The following is a 17,701-nucleotide window of genomic DNA, read 5'->3' on the forward strand; positions in this document are numbered from 1 at the left end:
AGAAATTACGAAAGTATGATTGCCATGGCATGTGGATATCTGTGGCTACCTATGTGAAATGTCAACAGACCCTAGGCGGCGTACCCTTAAAAGATACATTTAACGATTGTGATACTTTTATCGAAGTATTTTCCACTTCGCCACCGCCGCGCGCCCTCTCGCTCCTTACGTCGCGATCAGTGCGCCGCGTTGGCTCGGTGGATTGAATTGGTTCTTTGAATTTCTTTGTCATGTTGTGCTCCTATAAAAAATTGAAAGGAGCACCAATAATCTTGCACAGCTAAAAATAAAAAAATTAGATTGTGTTAATTAGGATGATAAAGAATTCATCCTAATTATTTACTATTAATATTCAATGTATTAACACTAATTAGGACGATAATTTAGGTGAATTCTTGGTTCTGCATCCAGATTTATGATTGGTTGCAAGGTCAGCAATATGCTTATGAATAGTATTGGGCTTAAGCCCAGAAGCCTTTAAATGTTTAAGTTCCTTAATACGTCTGACTGCTTCTGAAATAGTCAAAGTATCGCCTTCTTTAGCCCACCAGGCACGGGCAATTTCCCGAACTGGTTCCCAGAGTTGTTGATTATTTCTTTCGCGTTTACCTGATCTTTTATATCTATGGATTTTCCCTGATTGACCGGGAAAAATTTCTGAATTCTTAGAAGATTGAACATATTTCCATTGTTCCTTTGTAATGAAGCTTCGAAGCTCGTGTTCTTCAATATACTTCAGTACCTCTGGAAGCTCATCTGTTTCCCTAGAAATTGGGTAACCAGATATTGTGAAATCTTCAAGAGAAGGATCGCTTATAAGACGGTTTCCAATCAGGCACCCTGGAATAATAGTGCTTCCGAATAATGCTTCTATGTCATTGGGCTCTATAACATAGAGCGGGATTTGAACATTGATAACAGCTGATACCAATCGAACCATGGCTTTAACCTGAATTCTGGTTGGCGCATAACTCCAGTCCCACTCATCATTAAAAATATGGTAACGGAAAATATCTTTATCATCCAGCGTTGCGATTTGTTCTGATAATACAAGCGCTAATGGTTGATACTCTGTATCAGTGAAATCTAGGCCCTTTCGGGTGGTAAATGCACGGACTGGAAGAAATAAACTAGTATCTTTTCTGTGACAGAAAGAGATTAAATCATTGAAGAATACTGCTGGATCTTTATAACAACTATGGAATTCGTATATTTGATTATCAACGCCTTCCAACCATTGCCTGCGGATGCCAAATAATTGGGCAGTTTGTTCAAGTATTTCATAATTAAGCACTTGTAACAGTGTATTTTCAGATTTTAAATTACTGAGTTGAATCTGAGGTAATAGACGGGGAATTTGTGAAGCAACGATACCATGATCTTTAAAGGCTAGGATAAACCGCTGTGGAATGAGGTTGACTGGATTTACTTTATTATTCCAGTTCAATACGTTTCGAAATTTATTAAAGATAGATGATCTAGTCATGCAGTAACCAAAAATAAAACTATTCTTTTTTGAGAAGCGGCATCCGATATGATTTTATGAAGTTAATTTGATGAAATAGCATCGACTAGCTTATTAAAATATCCTGAAATTATTATAAAAAACAAGTTGAATGTAGTATCGAATTTATTCATTGCATAACTACTTCGAGATAATGGGAGGGGGAAAGAACAATCTGGCAATGCTAGGCTGTGGTTGCGAAGCTAATTTAATCTAATCTTAATATGGGAATGTATCAATTATATGATTTCAAAATACTTTTAAAAAAATTATCATATAAATTGACGAATTGCCAGCATGCAACATCAAAATTTATTTAGTATAAGTGGCTCATCATTAAATGATAAAAATAGAAAAAATATACTTAAATTTTCCTTTAATAAACATATTCTTATTTTTATAGAAAAATAATAGAATTTTTTCTTTATAGATTAACCAAATAAATTAATGCAATTAATTGAATATTAGACTAATATTTGCAACAAATTTTGATTTGAAATAATTCATAAAAAATATTATAAAGAAAGTAATTTTTTAATTATGGACTCTGCTATGACTCAAACCTCTCCAAACTTCCGTTTAGATACGTCTATACCTAGTGAGCAACTTGTAGAGATTGATATTGGTGAGATAGATAGTCCTGTTCTTTCCCGTCTAATCGAAGAAGTTAGAAACTATAGCGAGTCAACTGTTTACAATTATGATCGGACGCACAATCGTCACAACCGTTGAATCTTAAGTGATTCAGATTGATACCGTATTAATTAAGGTTTCCAGCCGGTGCAATATTAATTGCAGCTACTGTTATGTTTATAATATGGGAGATGATAGTTGGGAAGATATGCCCAATTTTATCTCCAAAGAAACGATTTCGGCAATTGCTGCTAACCTAGAAAAAGTAAGAGTCTCACAAACAAGACCCTTTGCTGTCGTTTTGCATGGTGGTGAACCACTGCTTTTAGGTTTTAAAAGACTAAAATACCTACTGCAGCAGCTACGTTCTGTAATTCCAGATAAATATTGCATTAGTATCCAGTCCAATGGAATGCTGATTAACGAAGCCATACTTGATTTATGCTCCCGATACCGTGTTTCGATATCAGTTAGCCTGGATGGTCCAGAGAATATTAATGATACGAATAGGATTGGTCATAAAGGAGAAGGGACTTTCAGTAGAGTAATCACTGGTCTGGAAAAACTAAAATCACATCCAGATTCATCTTTTCTTTTTGCAGGACTATTGGCAGTAATTGATCCAAAATCTGATCCATGCAAAATCTATAATTTTTTTAAATCTACTGGTACAAAAAATGTAGATTTTTTATATCGTGATGGAAACCATGACAAGCTTCCATATGGTAAAGCTTCGTTTGATTCAACCGAATATGGCGCATGGCTTCAGGGCCTGGTTGATATATATTTACAAGATAAAAATCCTATCAAAATTAGAATCCTAGATGATTATATTCGCTTAATTCTGGGTGGTAGAGGTATCAAGGAAGGTGTTGGAATTACAGATTTTGGTATTGTTGTGATTGATACAGATGGAACAATTACTAAAAATGATACCTTAAAAAGTAGTTTCAATGGAGCTGATCGATTTTCAGAACGACTTAATGTAAAAACACATGAACTTATAGAGGTTTTTAAGTCCGAAGAATTTATCCTATCCCATATGCTTCAGCGACCTACCTCTGAAAAATGCAAAACCTGTCCAGAACTTTATGTGTGCGGCGGAGGCATGCCGCTTCATCGTTGGAATGCTAAATCTAATTACAATAATCCTTCAGTTTATTGTCGAGATCAATTACACATAATCAATCATATCAGATTGAAACTTCAATATATCCTGAATGAAAATATCAACAAATCCTCACCTAAATATAGGTCCTGTAACTAAATTAGAGATTCCATTTCTTCATGCATTTTCTCCAAACGCATTCAATGTAGAATTTAGTATGGAGCTATTGTCATGGTTCGAAAAATCAGCTCCTTGGTCATTGATTGAAACTGACTTTTACGAGCAATATGAATTTAGTTTTTATGATATTAATCTACCTTTAAACCTCATATCTCTAGTCGATTCTGAATATCTCAATCAAATAAGAAAATTCATGGAAAATATATTTTCTATAGCACTAGATGATAAGATTGATTGCACTGCTCACAAACTTACTCCAGGGCAAAGGATCAGGATACACAACGATTTTATACCTGGCAAGGAATCCCACAGGCTTCTAATACAGCTCAATCGGGGATGGATTGATGAGAATGGTGGAATGCTTATGTTATTCAACAGTGCTGATCCGAATGACCTTGGTAAGATATACAGGCCGATACACAATAGCCTATTTGCATTTGAAATATCCGCCAAATCAAACCATGCAGTTTCAACAATTAAAGGAGGAGAACGTTATACTCTTGTTTATTCTTTTTATAGTAATAGAAAGTGAATGAACTTAGGACGCTCATCCTGCAGTATTTTGATAATGCAGACTCATCACCATGGTTTCCTGATCTAGGTCAAAGGCTTGCAAATGAGAAGTGGGCAACTCTAGAAAAACAAAAGGGGTTTAATAAGGATAATTATTCAACAGAAGCCTGCCTTACAAGCCAAAAGATTGAGGGTTTATTTCCTTTGGCTCATGTATTACAAAATCAAATCCCAATATTTCCAATTCCATTGGAATTAGCCTTAAACGATAAAAAAAAGAACATAGATACTTATAGCTTAGCTGAGCTGCACTCCTTACCCGTACTGGAGTGCATTGATGATGCTTTTGAATGGTTGAAAATTGAAAATTCCATTATTGATACCATAAGAGCTTTAGTTAGAAATATTCATTTGCTTAAACTTGAAGATAATGAATATGATGTCAGCTACAGTTTACCCAATATACCTTTTTCAATCTTTCTTTCTATACCATCACAACGAATTAATAATGATAGTTTGAGAGTTGCTGAAGCTATTTTGCATGAAACAATGCATTTGCAGCTTACATTGATTGAAGAAGAAATGCCGTTGGTTAATCAATCTGATCTGAAATTCTTTTCTCCTTGGAAAAACGAATTCAGAGATTCAAGAGGCATTATTCATGCACTTTATGTTTTTGGAACAATCAGGAAATTTATTGATAGGTTATTAACGAGAGATCTAAATCCATCTAATATAAAATTCTTGATAAAACGAAAGGAAGAGATTGAAAATCAAATGGTAATATTAAATGATTTCGGTAAGTCTGAAGTATTAACGAAACAAGGTAGCTTACTGATTTCAGCTTTGATTAGATAGCATTAAATCTAAATTCCTGTGAATGCTGGGAGCTGTGAAAATTTTATAAAATATGCGTTTGTCATAGCACTATATTTTGATGATACACAAAAATACTTTTTAATAAGAGTAAGCGCATCATTGTAATGATCCTGATGGATAGTATTTGCATAGAATAGTTGAGCTGTATTCACAAGTTGCTTAAAAATATCCAAAACTTCTTTTCTACTCTCAAATAATTCATTCCTATCTAGCTTCAAGTACTTTATTGTAGTTTTTCCTTTTACAGTCAGACCGAAAATGGCGTCATCATGAAAATCTAAATGTTGCGATGGATTATCTACGACTGGATTAAGTAATAAAGGGGATTCGTTTGTAAGCGATTGAGTATGATTTCGCGCACGTTGAGAATTGTCCTCTAATGGAAAGTAGGCTCCCTTATTAGTATTGCAGCGTGAACATATAAACAGTAAATTATTCCATTCATAAGCTAGCCAATAATAACCTGGGTAGATTTTTTTTTGGCTCTCATCTTGTATCACAGCTCCTTTGGGGCGGTAATGTTCGACAGCTCCATAAGAAGTATCTACAAAGATACTTTCACAATAACAGCATTTTTTATGTTGGGCATTTTTAAGAGAATCTTTAACTGAAGATTGCCCATAAATATTGGACATAAAGTTAAATTTTTTTGTGCCTTTATCATATGATGCACTATCATTATTATAGAGGTCGCAATTATTCTGATTTTCTTTAGTTCCAGTTGATTGCAATATTTTTGGAATTGATTGTGGGAGCTGTATTCGTATCATTCTGTCTTATTTTTCAGAATCTTTGCAGCTTGCTTAATAAAATCTAATGCTTCTTGGTCTATTACTGTCTCTAAAGATGGAAACTCCGCAATTTGTTTGTTTATATCCTCAAGTTCCTTCTCTTGCTCAGAAGTTCTTGTAATCTGTAGTAACTCTTGACGTTTCTTAATCTTGTTTTCAACTTCTTCACTTCTTGCACTTGTTAAACCAAACAATTCACTTGTAAGAATTTGATCAACTCGCCATCCTTTTACGAATTCTGGTGAATTGTTAATTTGAATATGGTCACCATCAGTAACTAAGACGGCAAGATTTGCATTATTTGCAGACTGTACCATTAAAGGACTATGAGCTGTGGCGATAAATTGTGTATTTGGAAAATGATCCGATATATTTTGGATGATCTTTTTCTGCCACATAGGATGAAGGTGCAAATCAATTTCATCTATTAAAACAATTGCAGGTTCATGTAAAGGTTCATTCGAGTCTGGATATGCAGAATATAGTCTACAAGCTAAATCTACGGTCCATCCCGCAGTGGTTCGGTAACCTAAACTCAGAGCAGACATGGGAACCCAGCCATATGGAGTTTCGCAATGAACTCCACTAGGTTCAGAACTAACACCAGGAAGTTTAGGCCCAAAAATTTTAATAGAATCCTCCTTTCCTGATAGGCCAGGAAGTATCTCTGCAATTATTTTTTTAACTTTTGTTAAACGATCTTTTTGCTTATGTTCTCCTTTTGTTTCTTTTACAGCCGCATAATCGAGCGTTGTTAGAAAATCCTCAACATTAATTAATTCTGTAATTCTCGTTAGAGCACTTACGGGATCATCATTATTTATATCTATTTCTGAATAACTTTTTGCTTGCAATCGATTAGCACCATAAGCAATTACTAGAGGTAATTTTCGATCACCATCACCTCGTGTTCCAGTAGAATCTTCACTATCTAATTCACCATTGATTTTTCCACTAAAAGTACTTTCTGTAAAAATTGATACATAATTATTAGACAGCATTTTTAACTCTGATAAAGAAGCGCCTTGTATCAATTCCGCTTTAATAATTGACTTACCATCTTTATGGTTCCTTAATAGCTTTTCAAAAACTGCATTTTCGGTAGCATCATGTAATGCCGGAATTATTCCAATTTTTTTATTTTCTTTAACTTCTGGAACTGGTCTCATCCAGGCTAGACACTGCAATAGTGTGGTTTTTCCAACGCCATTATCGCCAAGTAATAATGTCCATTGCGTAGGGATGCCATCTCCGCGAGTAAGGTCAAGTATCTCCTGACCCTTAAAACAACGAATATTTTGTAATTCTAATGATTTGAAATAAATTGCCGGAGACTGTACGAGGGCACTCATATTTACCTTATTGGTTTATATCGTTCTAACAGAGCAACTGATATGGTTCTTGGTAAATTTAAATTTAGATATATGAACTATATACACTTACACTTCTACTTTTCTATAAAAGTACAAAATAATTGTGTCAAATTGTATTATGAATAATATTGCTTGTAATTGAATGATACTGTTTTTATGTTTGGCAAGCATTACAAATCATTGATTAATAGAGTTTGAATATTCTTGGTTACGTTACGTAATCAGTAGGTCAGTGCTAATCAAGATTTAAGAGACTCTTTCGTTAGGGAATCACTGATAGATAACATTATTATGTAAAATCCAGCCGTTTACATGAACTCCTTCAGGATCATGATGTGTCCAATGAATGACACCACCTTTATTATTCCATTCATATTCACCAAAAAATTCAATTTTATCATTTAGGGATAACGCAAAAATTCTTGGTGCTAAATCTATATTGTGGGTGATCAGTAGAGTCTGCTTTGATTTCAATTCGATGATAAATCTCTGATGACGACTACTATTAAGATCATCCGCTAAAATGGAAATGACAACACCTGTTCCATAAACTTGTACATTACTTTTATCATTTGCGAATAGTTGAGCTAATAATTCATCGCTGTCAGCTTCTAATTCAATATAATCAGAAATTACTCCCGCTCTTAACAATCCATTAAAAATATTTCCATAGACATAAACTTCTTCACCTTTGGTGCCGATATAGTTTCCGGTGTTGGGATAGTAACGGACTAAATACCCATCAAGAATAGTTGTTGTCACACCAGCAGGGCTAAAATACCCAGGATAAGAAGCCTCAGCAAAATCAAATAACTTATTACTATTAATTAAAAAATTCTCAGCAGAAGATATTGCTGGAACTAATACCAGCAGTAGTAAAGTAAGATATCTCATAGCTATGCGTTAATTCACAATGTCGTTAATTTACCAAAAATAAAAGACACATATTTATTAGAAGAAGCATGTATGTAAAACAATATGCTCATTAAGTTTATTACGGCAGGCTTTGATGATTTTGTATTATTTCAATAGACACAAAAGCTTCGCTCTTGTGTATGGTATTAGGTAACAGACTGGCTATGCCAGACTGTTAAGGTGGGTCAGTGCAAGTTGGTTGTGTATCTCTCAATTAATCCCAAAGGAGAAAACGTGACAAATCTGATGATTATCAGCGTACATTGGCGAGCATAGGCGAGTATAAAATTAATAAAAACAGCTAGTTATAACACCTGTTAATCCGCAGGTCCCAAGTTCGAGCCCTGGTCGGGGAGCCATCTATGTGTAAGTCGTTGTTATATATCGAGATTACCGAGCTGGATTGATGAGTGCTCCGAGGTGATCGCCGAACTCCGGCTCCTGCTCCCACATAATATCTATTTTTCTTGCATCTCGCATGTTGGTAGGGTGCTGATTTTCACAAATGATCCTTCAGTTTCTTTTCATTAAGCAGAGGATAGATTTGCATCGCATTGTTGCAAAAATTCTCTGAAAAACCATTCTAACCTAACTTATGGGACTGTCTATCGCACACTTAGCGTGCAGTATCCTGCATTAAAAAAGATATCTGTGTAAAAAAAATTATTTGGATATGTGCAGCTATAAACTTACCAAATTATTCAAATACAGGTTTTTTCTTTCATTTATTTATTTAATTCAGCAACCTCTTATTCATAAATGCCAACTTAAAGCACTACACAAATTCTGTATAATTTCATTGTATCTATATATGACACAATAAATTTCATATTTTGATACTTATTTTTTTGTTATTTATATAGGTATCATGCAATGTAGAGAATTAGTATTAATATGATGAATAGGGTTAATGTGTTAAAAACCATAATATTGTTATAAGTAATATTAAGATAAATCATCTCGAGCTATTAAGCAAAGCGCCATCTTGAAGAATCAAATTAATTATAAATTTGGTTCCTGCAAAGAACGTATCTTTAACATGGTTACTCTTAATGAACTAATGACACAATATTTTTGATAAAAGCTTTTAAATAAAGAAAAGATGTGAAATTTAATGTAAGTTGATTAAGGGGGTATGATGAAAAAGATCAATTTTTTGGTGATTGTTTTGATGCTCGGTTTCTTAGTCGGCTGCGCACAAATGAATCCAATAGGAAGCGTTCAGAGTAATGAATTTTATAGTGCTAAGCTGCGCGCCATAGACCCTAACAATCATGATGCGTTGGCTAAACATTACGAAGATACAGCCGACGAGATGAAAGTAAAGCTGCAAGAACAGAAAAAACTGCTTGAAGAATATGAAGGACGTAGTAACTCTTATGGACGGAGAGGCCAAGATCTTCAGTCACGTATTACTGCTAAAATTCGCCAGTATGAAAATTCTATCAAAGAGAATTTGAAAGAAGCTGCCATTCACCGAAAAATGATACAAGAAGAAGAGAAACGAGATCTCGGTTTTAACAAATGAAGCAAATGTAGATTCTCAATTGAACTCTAGCATTTATTCAAAAATGCATTCAAGCTTCTGAAGACTAAAAATCGGAAAAAAGTAGGCTGAGTTTTCAATCGGCTGGCTTAGACTATATTGCTGTCTATGAGAGATTCTTAAAATCCTAGAGATAGAGCTGATCGCTGGCGAAGTGCATTACCAGACTTACTGTTCTTTCCTTTATGTTTTTTGGCTTCCACATTTTGAACGTCGTTAAGTATGGTACTGGAACGGCAGTAATTACCATGAGTTTTTGTACCATTATTCGGTTAGTCATCGCAATTATTTCCATGCCTCTGTGGGAAAGTCAAAGGAGATTGGTGTGAACGTGGGGAAAATAGCGCTTGCTCTCTGGGTAGTGACAGTGGGCACTTTTGCTTTCTATTTTGTGCGAGGCCAAATATCCATCAGTACGGATCAGCGGCGTGCCATTCAATTGAGTGTAGAGGAAAAGGATTTTGTGTTGGCTGAGATGAGGAGTTTGCTTTCGTCTGTCAATGGCATATTAAGGGGACTCCATGAACACGATATGATTGCTGTAGCCGAAGGTGCAAAATCTGCTGGTATGGGTATGGCCGTCGATGCCTCACCTTTACTCATGGTGAAGCTACCGCTTGAATTTAAAATCCTAGGCATGGGCTTGCATGAGGATTTTGATAAGTTGTCAGTGGATATCAAGACTGGATTAAACAGGGATCAAGTCATCCATCGATTATCCGAGCTGACGAGTAAATGTGTGTCTTGCCACCAGATCTATCGCTTGAGTTCAGACCGGACAGATTAGAGCGTTTAAGAGGAGTTGCTGTGGTCACCACAAAACTCAGCATACATCAATACGCATAGTGCTGGAAGGCCTGCGTGGCGATGACAGCATTGCAGTGAACCACCCCCCGGGTTTATTGGAGACTTTATTTCTTGAGAGAATGGAGTTATGAATAAATCAATAAGATACTGGCTTAAAGTCCGCAAACGAGCAGCTTAAATGATTTTGAGATAACGAGCTGGTTATGAATCCCAATGAATAGTCATTAATTCATTGTCATCATAGAGCTATTCGAAGAAACCACGCAGAACACAATGATTCTCTGGAAAACCTAGGATAATTCAGATCGCTAGCCCATACAGCCAAGTCTCTCGGAAGCAATTTCATTTTTCTTGATATTGAAACTGATTGACATGGTCTAATAGACCACGTCAATCAGGATCGTTTTCACCAAGCGCTGCGATGGATTCCAGCATGTCATATAACCCGACCGGGCCAATCGCTTCACCCATGTGGTTAGCCGCCTGGCCACGGCTGTTGCGTGCCACGCGCGCGATGTCAAAATGCACTTTGGCGCTGCAGCTTTCGATCTGAAACGCAGCTGGTCCGACATCGACCGCGGGTGCATCAGTGGTAAAGCGTTTGATCAGGCCTCGCTGGTAAAATCAGGCGGCCCGACCACATCACGCAGTTTTACCCCTAATGCGGATGTTTTGATGTGCATGATCAAATCGTTTTCGAGTTCAGCGAGCATCGGCAGCCTCATTGATAGCGCGTTCGATGCGCTTTAATATCCAGTTTTCATCCTGTGTGTTTATACCCATGTAGGACCATGCCGGGATGGTGCTGAACGACGTGTAACATAATTGTCGTTGGCGAGCTGAAAGCGCAGTGCTTTAGCGATCTTTGCTTTAATGACGCTACCGAACTGCTGAATGGCTGCATAAACACGGTTTACACTTACCTGGGCAAAATTGCTTGTTGATATAGGTGTAGGTTTCCTCCTGCGTTGGTTCGGAAGGTTTCAAACCTAGCTGATCCAGCGTGTCTTCATCCAGTCGCATTACGCCACATTTACAGTCCCATGCCTTGACCGGATAATGCGCTTGCTAGAATGGATGGTCCACAGGCAACACCAGTTCATTCCAGGCTGAGTGCTCCAGGCGGGGATGCTCAGAGTTGTTAGCGTCATACTTGAGGTAAGGAAAAGTATCTTTATTTCTTTGAATGCGTTGCCATTGCCCTTTGCTGTGGGCGGTGCGCAGATTAGTGTCATAAATAACCTTCAGGCGGCACGTGCTGCCAAGCTGCATGTTCTTTACTTCACCAGTTATCGGGTCGGTCATGTCAGCGTGTTCCCACCAACCTTTCTGCAGTAGCAGGGGAGCTAATTCTTTGCGGAATTGCTCGAAGATCGTATCTTTTGCCAAAGCTGTGTCAACCGCCGCGTGAATATCGCGCAAGATATCGAGCTGCATCGCCTTGGCTACGGTGAACGCAGCTTGATGTTCTTGTTGCCAAACATCCTTCCAACTAAAGGCGATGAGGTATCCATCGATTCAGTTAATCCGGCTATTTTTGCGCGAAATTCATCCAAGCTGCTGGTCGTCGCTGCTAGTTCCAGGACGGGCGCAATCAGTGGAGAATTTGGTGAAGGATGATCGGACGCAGAAACTTCACGGAATTGCCGAAGCCGACGGGACCTACTTACTTTCGTGACCGGAAAAGGCCCTGTGACTAAGACGTAGTTACAAGACTGCTTGCCGCCTTTTCTAAATGAGGACAGTTTACTAGTTAGTGATGGGAATCCCTTATACCACTACTTTGACTTTGCGCAGGAGATTGCTATCACTCATGAGACTGTTAATTGCTCTGCAGGAATCCGCATCAAGAGTTCTTATCATTTCCAGAATGTCAATACCTATCATGGTCGTCTCAAGAACTGGCTCAACCACTTCCATGGTGTTGCCACCAAATATCTCTCCAATTACCTTAGCTGGAGACGGACTATCGATATTCGTCGCTTGAACACCCCTGAATTATTCCTCCGTGCTGCTCTTCGGATATTTCCACACAGTTTGATGACATAGCCTAAAAAATTGAATAATAAAAAGGATAAGACTGAATTTAGTGAAAATCTATTTTAGATAAGAAACAGCTTATACCTAGACGATGCAATAAGCATCGTTATTTTGTAGAGGTGTATTTAATAAATATGTTGCAATATGATGATGGTTACTTTGTATTTGTCCTCCCAGATTTATGGGACGCTTTATAATCAGTCGGATGCTCCTGGGATACGTTCAATACAAATTGATAGTTTTTGATGTGCGATTTTAATTTTATTATTTGGGGAGAAGATGAAAAATATAGTTTTATGTGCCGATGGCACTGGTAATAAAGGTGGATATGGTAATGACACTAATGTCTATAAAGTATATAAAGCTGTAGATATTCATCACAACGGAATTCAACAAATCGGAATTCAACAAATTACTTTTTATGATCAAGGTGTCGGCACAGAAAAAAGCGATACTAATAAAAATAAATATTTGACAGCCCTATCCGCTGCTTTTGGTTTTGGCTTTCAACATAATGTACGTGATCTTTATAAATCTCTCGTAAGAAGCTATAACATTGGTGATTCGATATTTTTATTTGGTTTCAGCCGTGGGGCAGCTACAGTTCGAGCTTTGACAGGTTTTATCCATCACTGCGGATTAATTGATAGAAATCATCCGAAACTACAAACCAACGGTGTTTTCGATGATGAAAAATTTAAGCAACTAGTTGATGAAGCAATTAAGTGTTATCAAGTCAAAGGTAAAAAAGCAGATGATTTCAAAGAGAAATATGCAATTAAAGATAATGAATATGCACCTGGTGGAAATTTGAAAATAAAATTCATCGGTGTTTGGGATACTGTTTCAGCCTTGGGTTTTCCAAAAGACTTCAGCATGGCTTTTGAATTGTTTTTCAAGTTAGTTGACAAGCTCAGTGATTATATATGGCCACACAACTTCTATGATTATGATTTAAATCCATCTATAGAAAATGCTTATCACGCTATCTCGATTGACGACGAAAGAAAAACTTTTCACCCAATGATATGGAATGAAAGTAAAACAAATGGTCATGTTGAACAAGTTTGGTTTGCTGGAGTACATTCTAATGTTGGTGGCGGTTATCCGAGAACTGGCCTGTCGGATATAGCATTGGAATGGATAATAACTAAAGCCCAAGCACATGGTTTGATTTTTTATCAATCACATAAGGATCAAATTTCTGGAAGCGCCAATAAAAATGATAGGCTTTACAACTCCAGAGACGGAGTCGCGATATATTATCGCTACAGCCCCAGAGATTTAGAGTCGCTTTGCGAAGGAAAACTTAAAGATAATAATAAAATCGCGATACACAAAAGCGCCTATGAGAAAATCAAAGATGTTTGTGATCCATATGCGCCAAATGGTTTACCTATCAGCTTTGATGTTGTAGGTGTGAATCCAAACTATCCATTCAAACCTACCACCCTTCATACACCTTCAGTTGACCAGGGAAATATAGAACAATGGGATGCGCTTAAAGCAGAAGAGAATAAATACATAAAAAGTCGGGAGATCCTATATCGATTGTTTGTTGAATTAACTCTTCTTATATTTATAGTGGCTGGATATTTTTGGATATGGGATATCCCTGAATCATTAAAACACAATGAGACTCTGCCCGAAACTCCTTACTTGGTAAAGCTTGCAGATTTTTTGAATTATATTACACCAGTCTATTTTGAGAACTTTATAACTGTTGTGGTTTGTAACTATCCAATAATATTCTTTAGCATGTTGGCTATACTGTTTATTATGTCTAGTTTAAGTAAATTCTTTACTAAAAAGCTGCGTGATGTTTGCAGAAAATTATGTAACTTGGTTCCTATACTTAGTATAGAAAAGAAAAGCTAGATATTATTAATAAAATAGCGTCAACCTAAAAACGACTATCTCCGCCTCAAATCTACATTCTTCAACATACATGACGAACATCTTCATTAGCTATCGGCGCAATGACGTCAGTGGTCACGCAGGTCGCCTATGCGACCGCCTGAGTGCTCATTTGGGCGGTGACAAAGTATTCATGGATTATTCATGGATGTTGACGATATCCGACCGGGGCAAGATTTCGTTCGGGCAATAGATGATACAGTGGCGGGCTGTGATTACCTTCTTGTGCTGATCGGTCCTCGGTGGGTAGAGATGATGGAACGGTACTCTAGTGCGACTTATGATTTTGTTCGCCATGAGATCCATGCCGGCCTTAGTCGTAATATCACCGTTATTCCAGTTTTAGTGGCAGGAGCTCGGATGCCTGAAGCGCGGCAGCTTCCTTCTGATCTTGCTGAGCTAAGCCGACGCAATGCTATCGAGATTCGTGATGATCGATTCGATGATGACGTAGCCAAATTGATCGAATGCCTTAATATTCCTTCCTTTACGAAAACTGTGAAACCTACATTGCGCTCACACCGTCGTGTCTTCGCTAGCGCGATTGCATTCGTGCTGGCTGTAGTTGCCGGAGCTACGCTTATTTCGTTGCGCCCTGCTGCCACTGAGATCAATGGAAAATGGGTGGCTGACATGCAAAAACCAGGTCAGCGATCTTATCGTATCAGCATGACTCTTAGTAATGCAGGTAACACAATCCACGGGATAGTCAACTATCCAACTGGAGGCGGGCCTATTCAAGAGGGATCTTTCGACGGCGCATCGCTGACGTTTTCCACTTCGCACATCACATAGTTTGAATCATCGCCAGTTGTTATCCGTTTCACAGGCAAAATTGAAGCCGATGGCATTCATCTTACCTCGAACGATGCTTCCGGTGTCGCGACTGGAGTCGCACGCAGAAGTGTTTCACCATAGATTACCGTTTGTATCGGGAAATTGCTTTGGTTTCTAGCGATAGAAGTAGCTTTCACCTAGCACTTAGCCCTAGGGAGGGCAGAGAGTATTGCTGGCAAAATTATGGAAGTGATGCAAGGCAGAGTAGGTGCAGGTCGGCTCGCTCTCCCGCCATGATAGCGGAGGGGAGGGTGCGGGGGCAGCTTGCCCTCCAGCGCATGTATAGTTGGCCGCTGTGTGGCCGTTTTGGAGTGTGGATGGCTACCCCCCATCCGAATTTTCCGGGTATTACCCTGGGCAATTTCGGGTCGTTTCTGCCGGCTCTCCCCGTCCGTGCTCGCCGTCATCGGATTTCGGGATGATGTTCAGAAATAGTTCAGCGGAAACCACTATAGGTCGTTGTTTTGCATGACTGATGCGTGTTCCAGGGGTGATCGCCGGACTTCGACTCACGCTTCCACCGAATAGTCAAATTTTTCCCCCTTCAAGCTTCTTACGTGAATTGCTCAGAACGTAATTTAACCTTGCTTTTTTCACTCCGAAACACTTGTCTTCCTTTTGCAGATTTTGCATTTGCTTTTCGACAATGCTGATTGATCCTATTTTTGACAAGCAATTACTCGTAGTTAAGAAATCTTTAATGACGCTTCTTTGTCATATTTTGTAATAAAAGTTGATTATAAAGGTAATGGTTATTTGTAATTGAAAGGATTTTAAAATGATTAAAAATATAAAATCAGCTACCAAATCATCAGTTGAGAATGTGACAATTGATTATTTTTCTGTGAAAGATCCTACGCATTCTTTAAGGGCACTTTTGAGTTTATTGAATCCTAAATCTCCAACAATTTGTGCAAATCATATGAGCTGAGTTCTCAATCTTTTTTGTATTTAAAACTGGCTAATTATTCGATTCTTGAGGCGATGGCAAAGCGCACAGGCGTTAGCTTAAATGAAATAGCGAATGAAGTGCTTACTGTAGGTATTGCGTACATTCTTAGTCATTTGGAAGAAGATTCTAAGAAAAAAGTTAAAGAATTGGCTGAAAAGGTTGTTCAAGATGTAGAATTAAAAAATCTACTATGGGAAGACAAACATTTATCTGAAATTTGCTAACTTATCCGGGGCACCTACATCACCATTTCTGTAAGACCATAATGAATCTGGCAGATGTGGTCTGCCTGTTTGTTTCAATTGCCAAAATATTCAAATAAAAAATACAAAATTCTAACCCAACAACCAAGAACCTTCAGCGACGCTTAGGACTCAGATAATCTGAAAGTGTCGCATCCTACAAAGAGCACCCTCGATCATCAATTGGCCCTGGGCGTTTTGCTTTTTCTGTCTTCGTTTTCGATAAGGAAGTATATCATGCTAGTCCTCAATGTCCCTGCCCTGATCAATTGTATCTCCGATCCAGCTATTCGAGACCTGGCACAGCAGTGATTTTCGGAGAGATACAACAGGGAACCCCGCGACTACAACCTCCACGGCTACATGATCACCGCGGAGCCAGGCAACAAAGATAGCTGCCCGCTATTGGATAGTCTCGGGGCGCCGGTCCGACCCGCTCCCTCTGGAATCGCGGGGGAGCGGGGTGCAGTGGCCCCACATATGCATAGTCGGCCGCTGCGGGGCGGTTGCGGGGTGGGAATGATTACCCCCATCCCGTGCGCTCCCGGCGGCCCATGGAAGGGCGATATCGTGGAATTTATTCCGCTTAAACCCAACTCGACTACGCTTTAGCTTTTAATCTCACCAACCGGGACCAGTGGTCGTGTATCCAGTGATCATCTAGAGGCATTTCTCTCAGCAAGTAATGCCTGAATCATTATCCCGGATTGGAGCGTTATCCAGTGGGGCTGCTTTTCACCGTCCTTCTCCAGGAAGCTATCGGCAGGAATCGAGACAGGTCTGCACCACTTTTATGAATCGCTTAGAATCGATTATTAGGTTTATTTCGACACGTTACTCACTCGGGTTACGCTAGACCGAGAAATCCAACGGTTCGGGCTATAACGACGACTCCCATAAGTATCCAAAAAATGTTTAGGAGTGTGTATGCCGCATCTTTGCGTAAAAATGCGCACCATGTGAGGATAAAGGAATCAAGAGTATTGACAGTCCAGACAAACATGAAGGGGCTCTCTGGGCCGAGCCAACTGACCAGAGTGAAGTTACAAATTCGCATGATAACTCCAATCATTTCTAAGGTTTTCATGTGATTGATAATAAATGTATTCATGCTCATCAATTTACCAATTCAGTTTTTGTGCTTATATTTCGTCGCCTAGCTGCTATTTGGGAATTGTCTTGACCCTACTTTCTTGCATTTACCTAGAGCACCCATGTAACCTCACATCATACAACATACTAACCCAGCCTGGCGTTGGGCTGAGGAAGTATGTTTTGTTGCATGGATATTGGTTTCCATTACTTATTATTAGATTATTTTTGCTTGTGGAAAAGATAGACTTGAGATAGCGCTATGATCATTTCTGGTGTATGACAGGAGAAGGAGGCGGTGTAACCTGTTGGTAAAGATCTTGGCAGATCAACCACCAATAGAAGGGACACACCGCTATGATAGATAGTAAT

The 17,701-nt window shown here is 38.5% G+C and carries 20 protein-coding genes; 13 read left to right on the forward strand and 7 right to left on the reverse strand.

Features of this window, described 5'->3' with window-relative positions:
- Positions 1-206: hypothetical protein (locus tag R2Q26_RS14360; protein ID WP_317536918.1), on the forward strand; the 206-nt coding region annotated here is incomplete at its 5' end.
- Between the two features lie 164 nt (positions 207-370).
- On the opposite strand, the gene R2Q26_RS14365 is transcribed toward R2Q26_RS14360, so the two are convergent.
- Positions 371-1,486: a hypothetical protein gene (locus R2Q26_RS14365; protein WP_317536919.1), complete on the reverse strand. Its 1,116-nt coding sequence runs from the start codon at positions 1,484-1,486 to the stop codon at positions 371-373.
- Between the two features lie 570 nt (positions 1,487-2,056).
- On the opposite strand from R2Q26_RS14365, the gene yhhA reads away from it, so the two are divergent.
- From yhhA to R2Q26_RS14380, 4 genes are read left to right on the forward strand one after another with little or no spacing between them, the layout of a single operon-like run.
- Complete coding sequence (gene yhhA / locus R2Q26_RS15635; RefSeq protein WP_411182368.1) at positions 2,057-2,236, forward strand: YhhA family cyclophane-containing RiPP; 180 nt, start codon at positions 2,057-2,059, stop codon at positions 2,234-2,236.
- A 7-nt stretch (positions 2,237-2,243) separates the two neighbouring features.
- Positions 2,244-3,404, forward strand: a complete 1,161-nt coding sequence (gene yhhB / locus R2Q26_RS14370; protein WP_317536920.1) for a cyclophane-forming radical SAM/SPASM peptide maturase YhhB — start codon at positions 2,244-2,246, stop codon at positions 3,402-3,404.
- Positions 3,358-3,957, forward strand: a complete 600-nt coding sequence (gene yhhC, locus R2Q26_RS14375; protein WP_317536921.1) for a cyclophane-containing peptide 2OG-Fe(II) oxygenase YhhC — start codon at positions 3,358-3,360, stop codon at positions 3,955-3,957. Before yhhB ends, yhhC begins: the two co-directional genes overlap by 47 nt.
- The gene (locus R2Q26_RS14380; RefSeq protein ID WP_317536922.1) at positions 3,954-4,796 is read left to right on the forward strand and encodes an aKG-HExxH-type peptide beta-hydroxylase; all 843 of its coding nucleotides are present in this window, start codon (positions 3,954-3,956) and stop codon (positions 4,794-4,796) included. The genes yhhC and R2Q26_RS14380 overlap by 4 nt, the downstream gene beginning before the upstream one ends.
- A gap of 8 nt (positions 4,797-4,804) precedes the next feature.
- Here the strand turns inward: R2Q26_RS14380 and R2Q26_RS14385 are convergent, their stop codons facing one another.
- The 3 genes from R2Q26_RS14385 to R2Q26_RS14395 form a co-directional block, all read right to left on the reverse strand.
- Positions 4,805-5,587, reverse strand: a complete 783-nt coding sequence (locus R2Q26_RS14385; protein WP_317536923.1) for a hypothetical protein — start codon at positions 5,585-5,587, stop codon at positions 4,805-4,807.
- Positions 5,584-6,960, reverse strand: coding sequence for an AAA family ATPase (locus tag R2Q26_RS14390; RefSeq protein WP_317536924.1), 1,377 nt, complete (start codon positions 6,958-6,960; stop codon positions 5,584-5,586). The genes R2Q26_RS14385 and R2Q26_RS14390 overlap by 4 nt, the downstream gene beginning before the upstream one ends.
- 291 nt (positions 6,961-7,251) lie before the next feature.
- Complete coding sequence (locus R2Q26_RS14395; RefSeq protein WP_317536925.1) at positions 7,252-7,875, reverse strand: DUF3465 domain-containing protein; 624 nt, start codon at positions 7,873-7,875, stop codon at positions 7,252-7,254.
- Positions 7,876-9,031: 1,156 nt separating this feature from the next.
- Between R2Q26_RS14395 and R2Q26_RS14400 the strand changes: the two genes are divergently transcribed.
- Together R2Q26_RS14400 and R2Q26_RS14405 are read left to right on the forward strand one after the other, a co-directional pair.
- A complete protein-coding gene (locus R2Q26_RS14400; protein ID WP_317536926.1) occupies positions 9,032-9,424 on the forward strand; it encodes a hypothetical protein in 393 nt (130 codons plus the stop codon).
- A gap of 343 nt (positions 9,425-9,767) precedes the next feature.
- On the forward strand, positions 9,768-10,229 hold the full coding sequence (locus R2Q26_RS14405; protein WP_317536927.1) for a hypothetical protein: 462 nt from the start codon (positions 9,768-9,770) through the stop codon (positions 10,227-10,229).
- Positions 10,230-10,639: 410 nt separating this feature from the next.
- On the opposite strand, the gene R2Q26_RS14410 is transcribed toward R2Q26_RS14405, so the two are convergent.
- A complete protein-coding gene (locus R2Q26_RS14410; RefSeq protein WP_317536928.1) occupies positions 10,640-10,777 on the reverse strand; it encodes a hypothetical protein in 138 nt (45 codons plus the stop codon).
- Positions 10,778-11,317: 540 nt separating this feature from the next.
- Entirely contained in the window at positions 11,318-11,671 is a 354-nt protein-coding gene (locus R2Q26_RS14415) for a phage minor head protein (RefSeq protein WP_317536929.1), read from the reverse strand.
- Between R2Q26_RS14415 and R2Q26_RS14420 the strand changes: the two genes are divergently transcribed.
- The 4 genes from R2Q26_RS14420 to R2Q26_RS14435 all read left to right on the forward strand — a co-directional run bounded on the left by R2Q26_RS14420 (position 11,657) and on the right by R2Q26_RS14435 (position 15,001).
- Positions 11,657-11,869: a hypothetical protein gene (locus tag R2Q26_RS14420; protein ID WP_317536930.1), complete on the forward strand. Its 213-nt coding sequence runs from the start codon at positions 11,657-11,659 to the stop codon at positions 11,867-11,869. The genes R2Q26_RS14415 and R2Q26_RS14420 overlap by 15 nt on opposite strands.
- A 99-nt stretch (positions 11,870-11,968) precedes the next feature.
- Complete coding sequence (locus tag R2Q26_RS14425) at positions 11,969-12,298, forward strand: transposase (RefSeq protein ID WP_317536931.1); 330 nt, start codon at positions 11,969-11,971, stop codon at positions 12,296-12,298.
- Positions 12,299-12,568: 270 nt separating this feature from the next.
- Positions 12,569-14,167 (forward strand): DUF2235 domain-containing protein, encoded by a 1,599-nt coding sequence (locus R2Q26_RS14430; protein ID WP_317536932.1) that lies wholly within the window; start codon positions 12,569-12,571, stop codon positions 14,165-14,167.
- A 183-nt stretch (positions 14,168-14,350) separates the two neighbouring features.
- Positions 14,351-15,001, forward strand: a complete 651-nt coding sequence (locus R2Q26_RS14435; RefSeq protein ID WP_317536933.1) for a toll/interleukin-1 receptor domain-containing protein — start codon at positions 14,351-14,353, stop codon at positions 14,999-15,001.
- A 390-nt stretch (positions 15,002-15,391) separates the two neighbouring features.
- On the opposite strand, the gene R2Q26_RS14440 is transcribed toward R2Q26_RS14435, so the two are convergent.
- The gene (locus tag R2Q26_RS14440) at positions 15,392-15,556 is read right to left on the reverse strand and encodes a hypothetical protein (RefSeq protein ID WP_317536934.1); all 165 of its coding nucleotides are present in this window, start codon (positions 15,554-15,556) and stop codon (positions 15,392-15,394) included.
- A gap of 471 nt (positions 15,557-16,027) precedes the next feature.
- Here R2Q26_RS14440 and R2Q26_RS14445 point away from each other — a divergent pair, with 471 nt between their 5' ends.
- Complete coding sequence (locus R2Q26_RS14445) at positions 16,028-16,219, forward strand: hypothetical protein (protein ID WP_317536935.1); 192 nt, start codon at positions 16,028-16,030, stop codon at positions 16,217-16,219.
- A gap of 381 nt (positions 16,220-16,600) precedes the next feature.
- On the forward strand, positions 16,601-16,849 hold the full coding sequence (locus R2Q26_RS14450; protein WP_317536936.1) for a hypothetical protein: 249 nt from the start codon (positions 16,601-16,603) through the stop codon (positions 16,847-16,849).
- Positions 16,850-17,701 lie beyond the last annotated feature (852 nt).

This window comes from Nitrosomonas sp. Is37, from assembly GCF_033063275.1.
Taxonomy (GTDB): domain Bacteria; phylum Pseudomonadota; class Gammaproteobacteria; order Burkholderiales; family Nitrosomonadaceae; genus Nitrosomonas.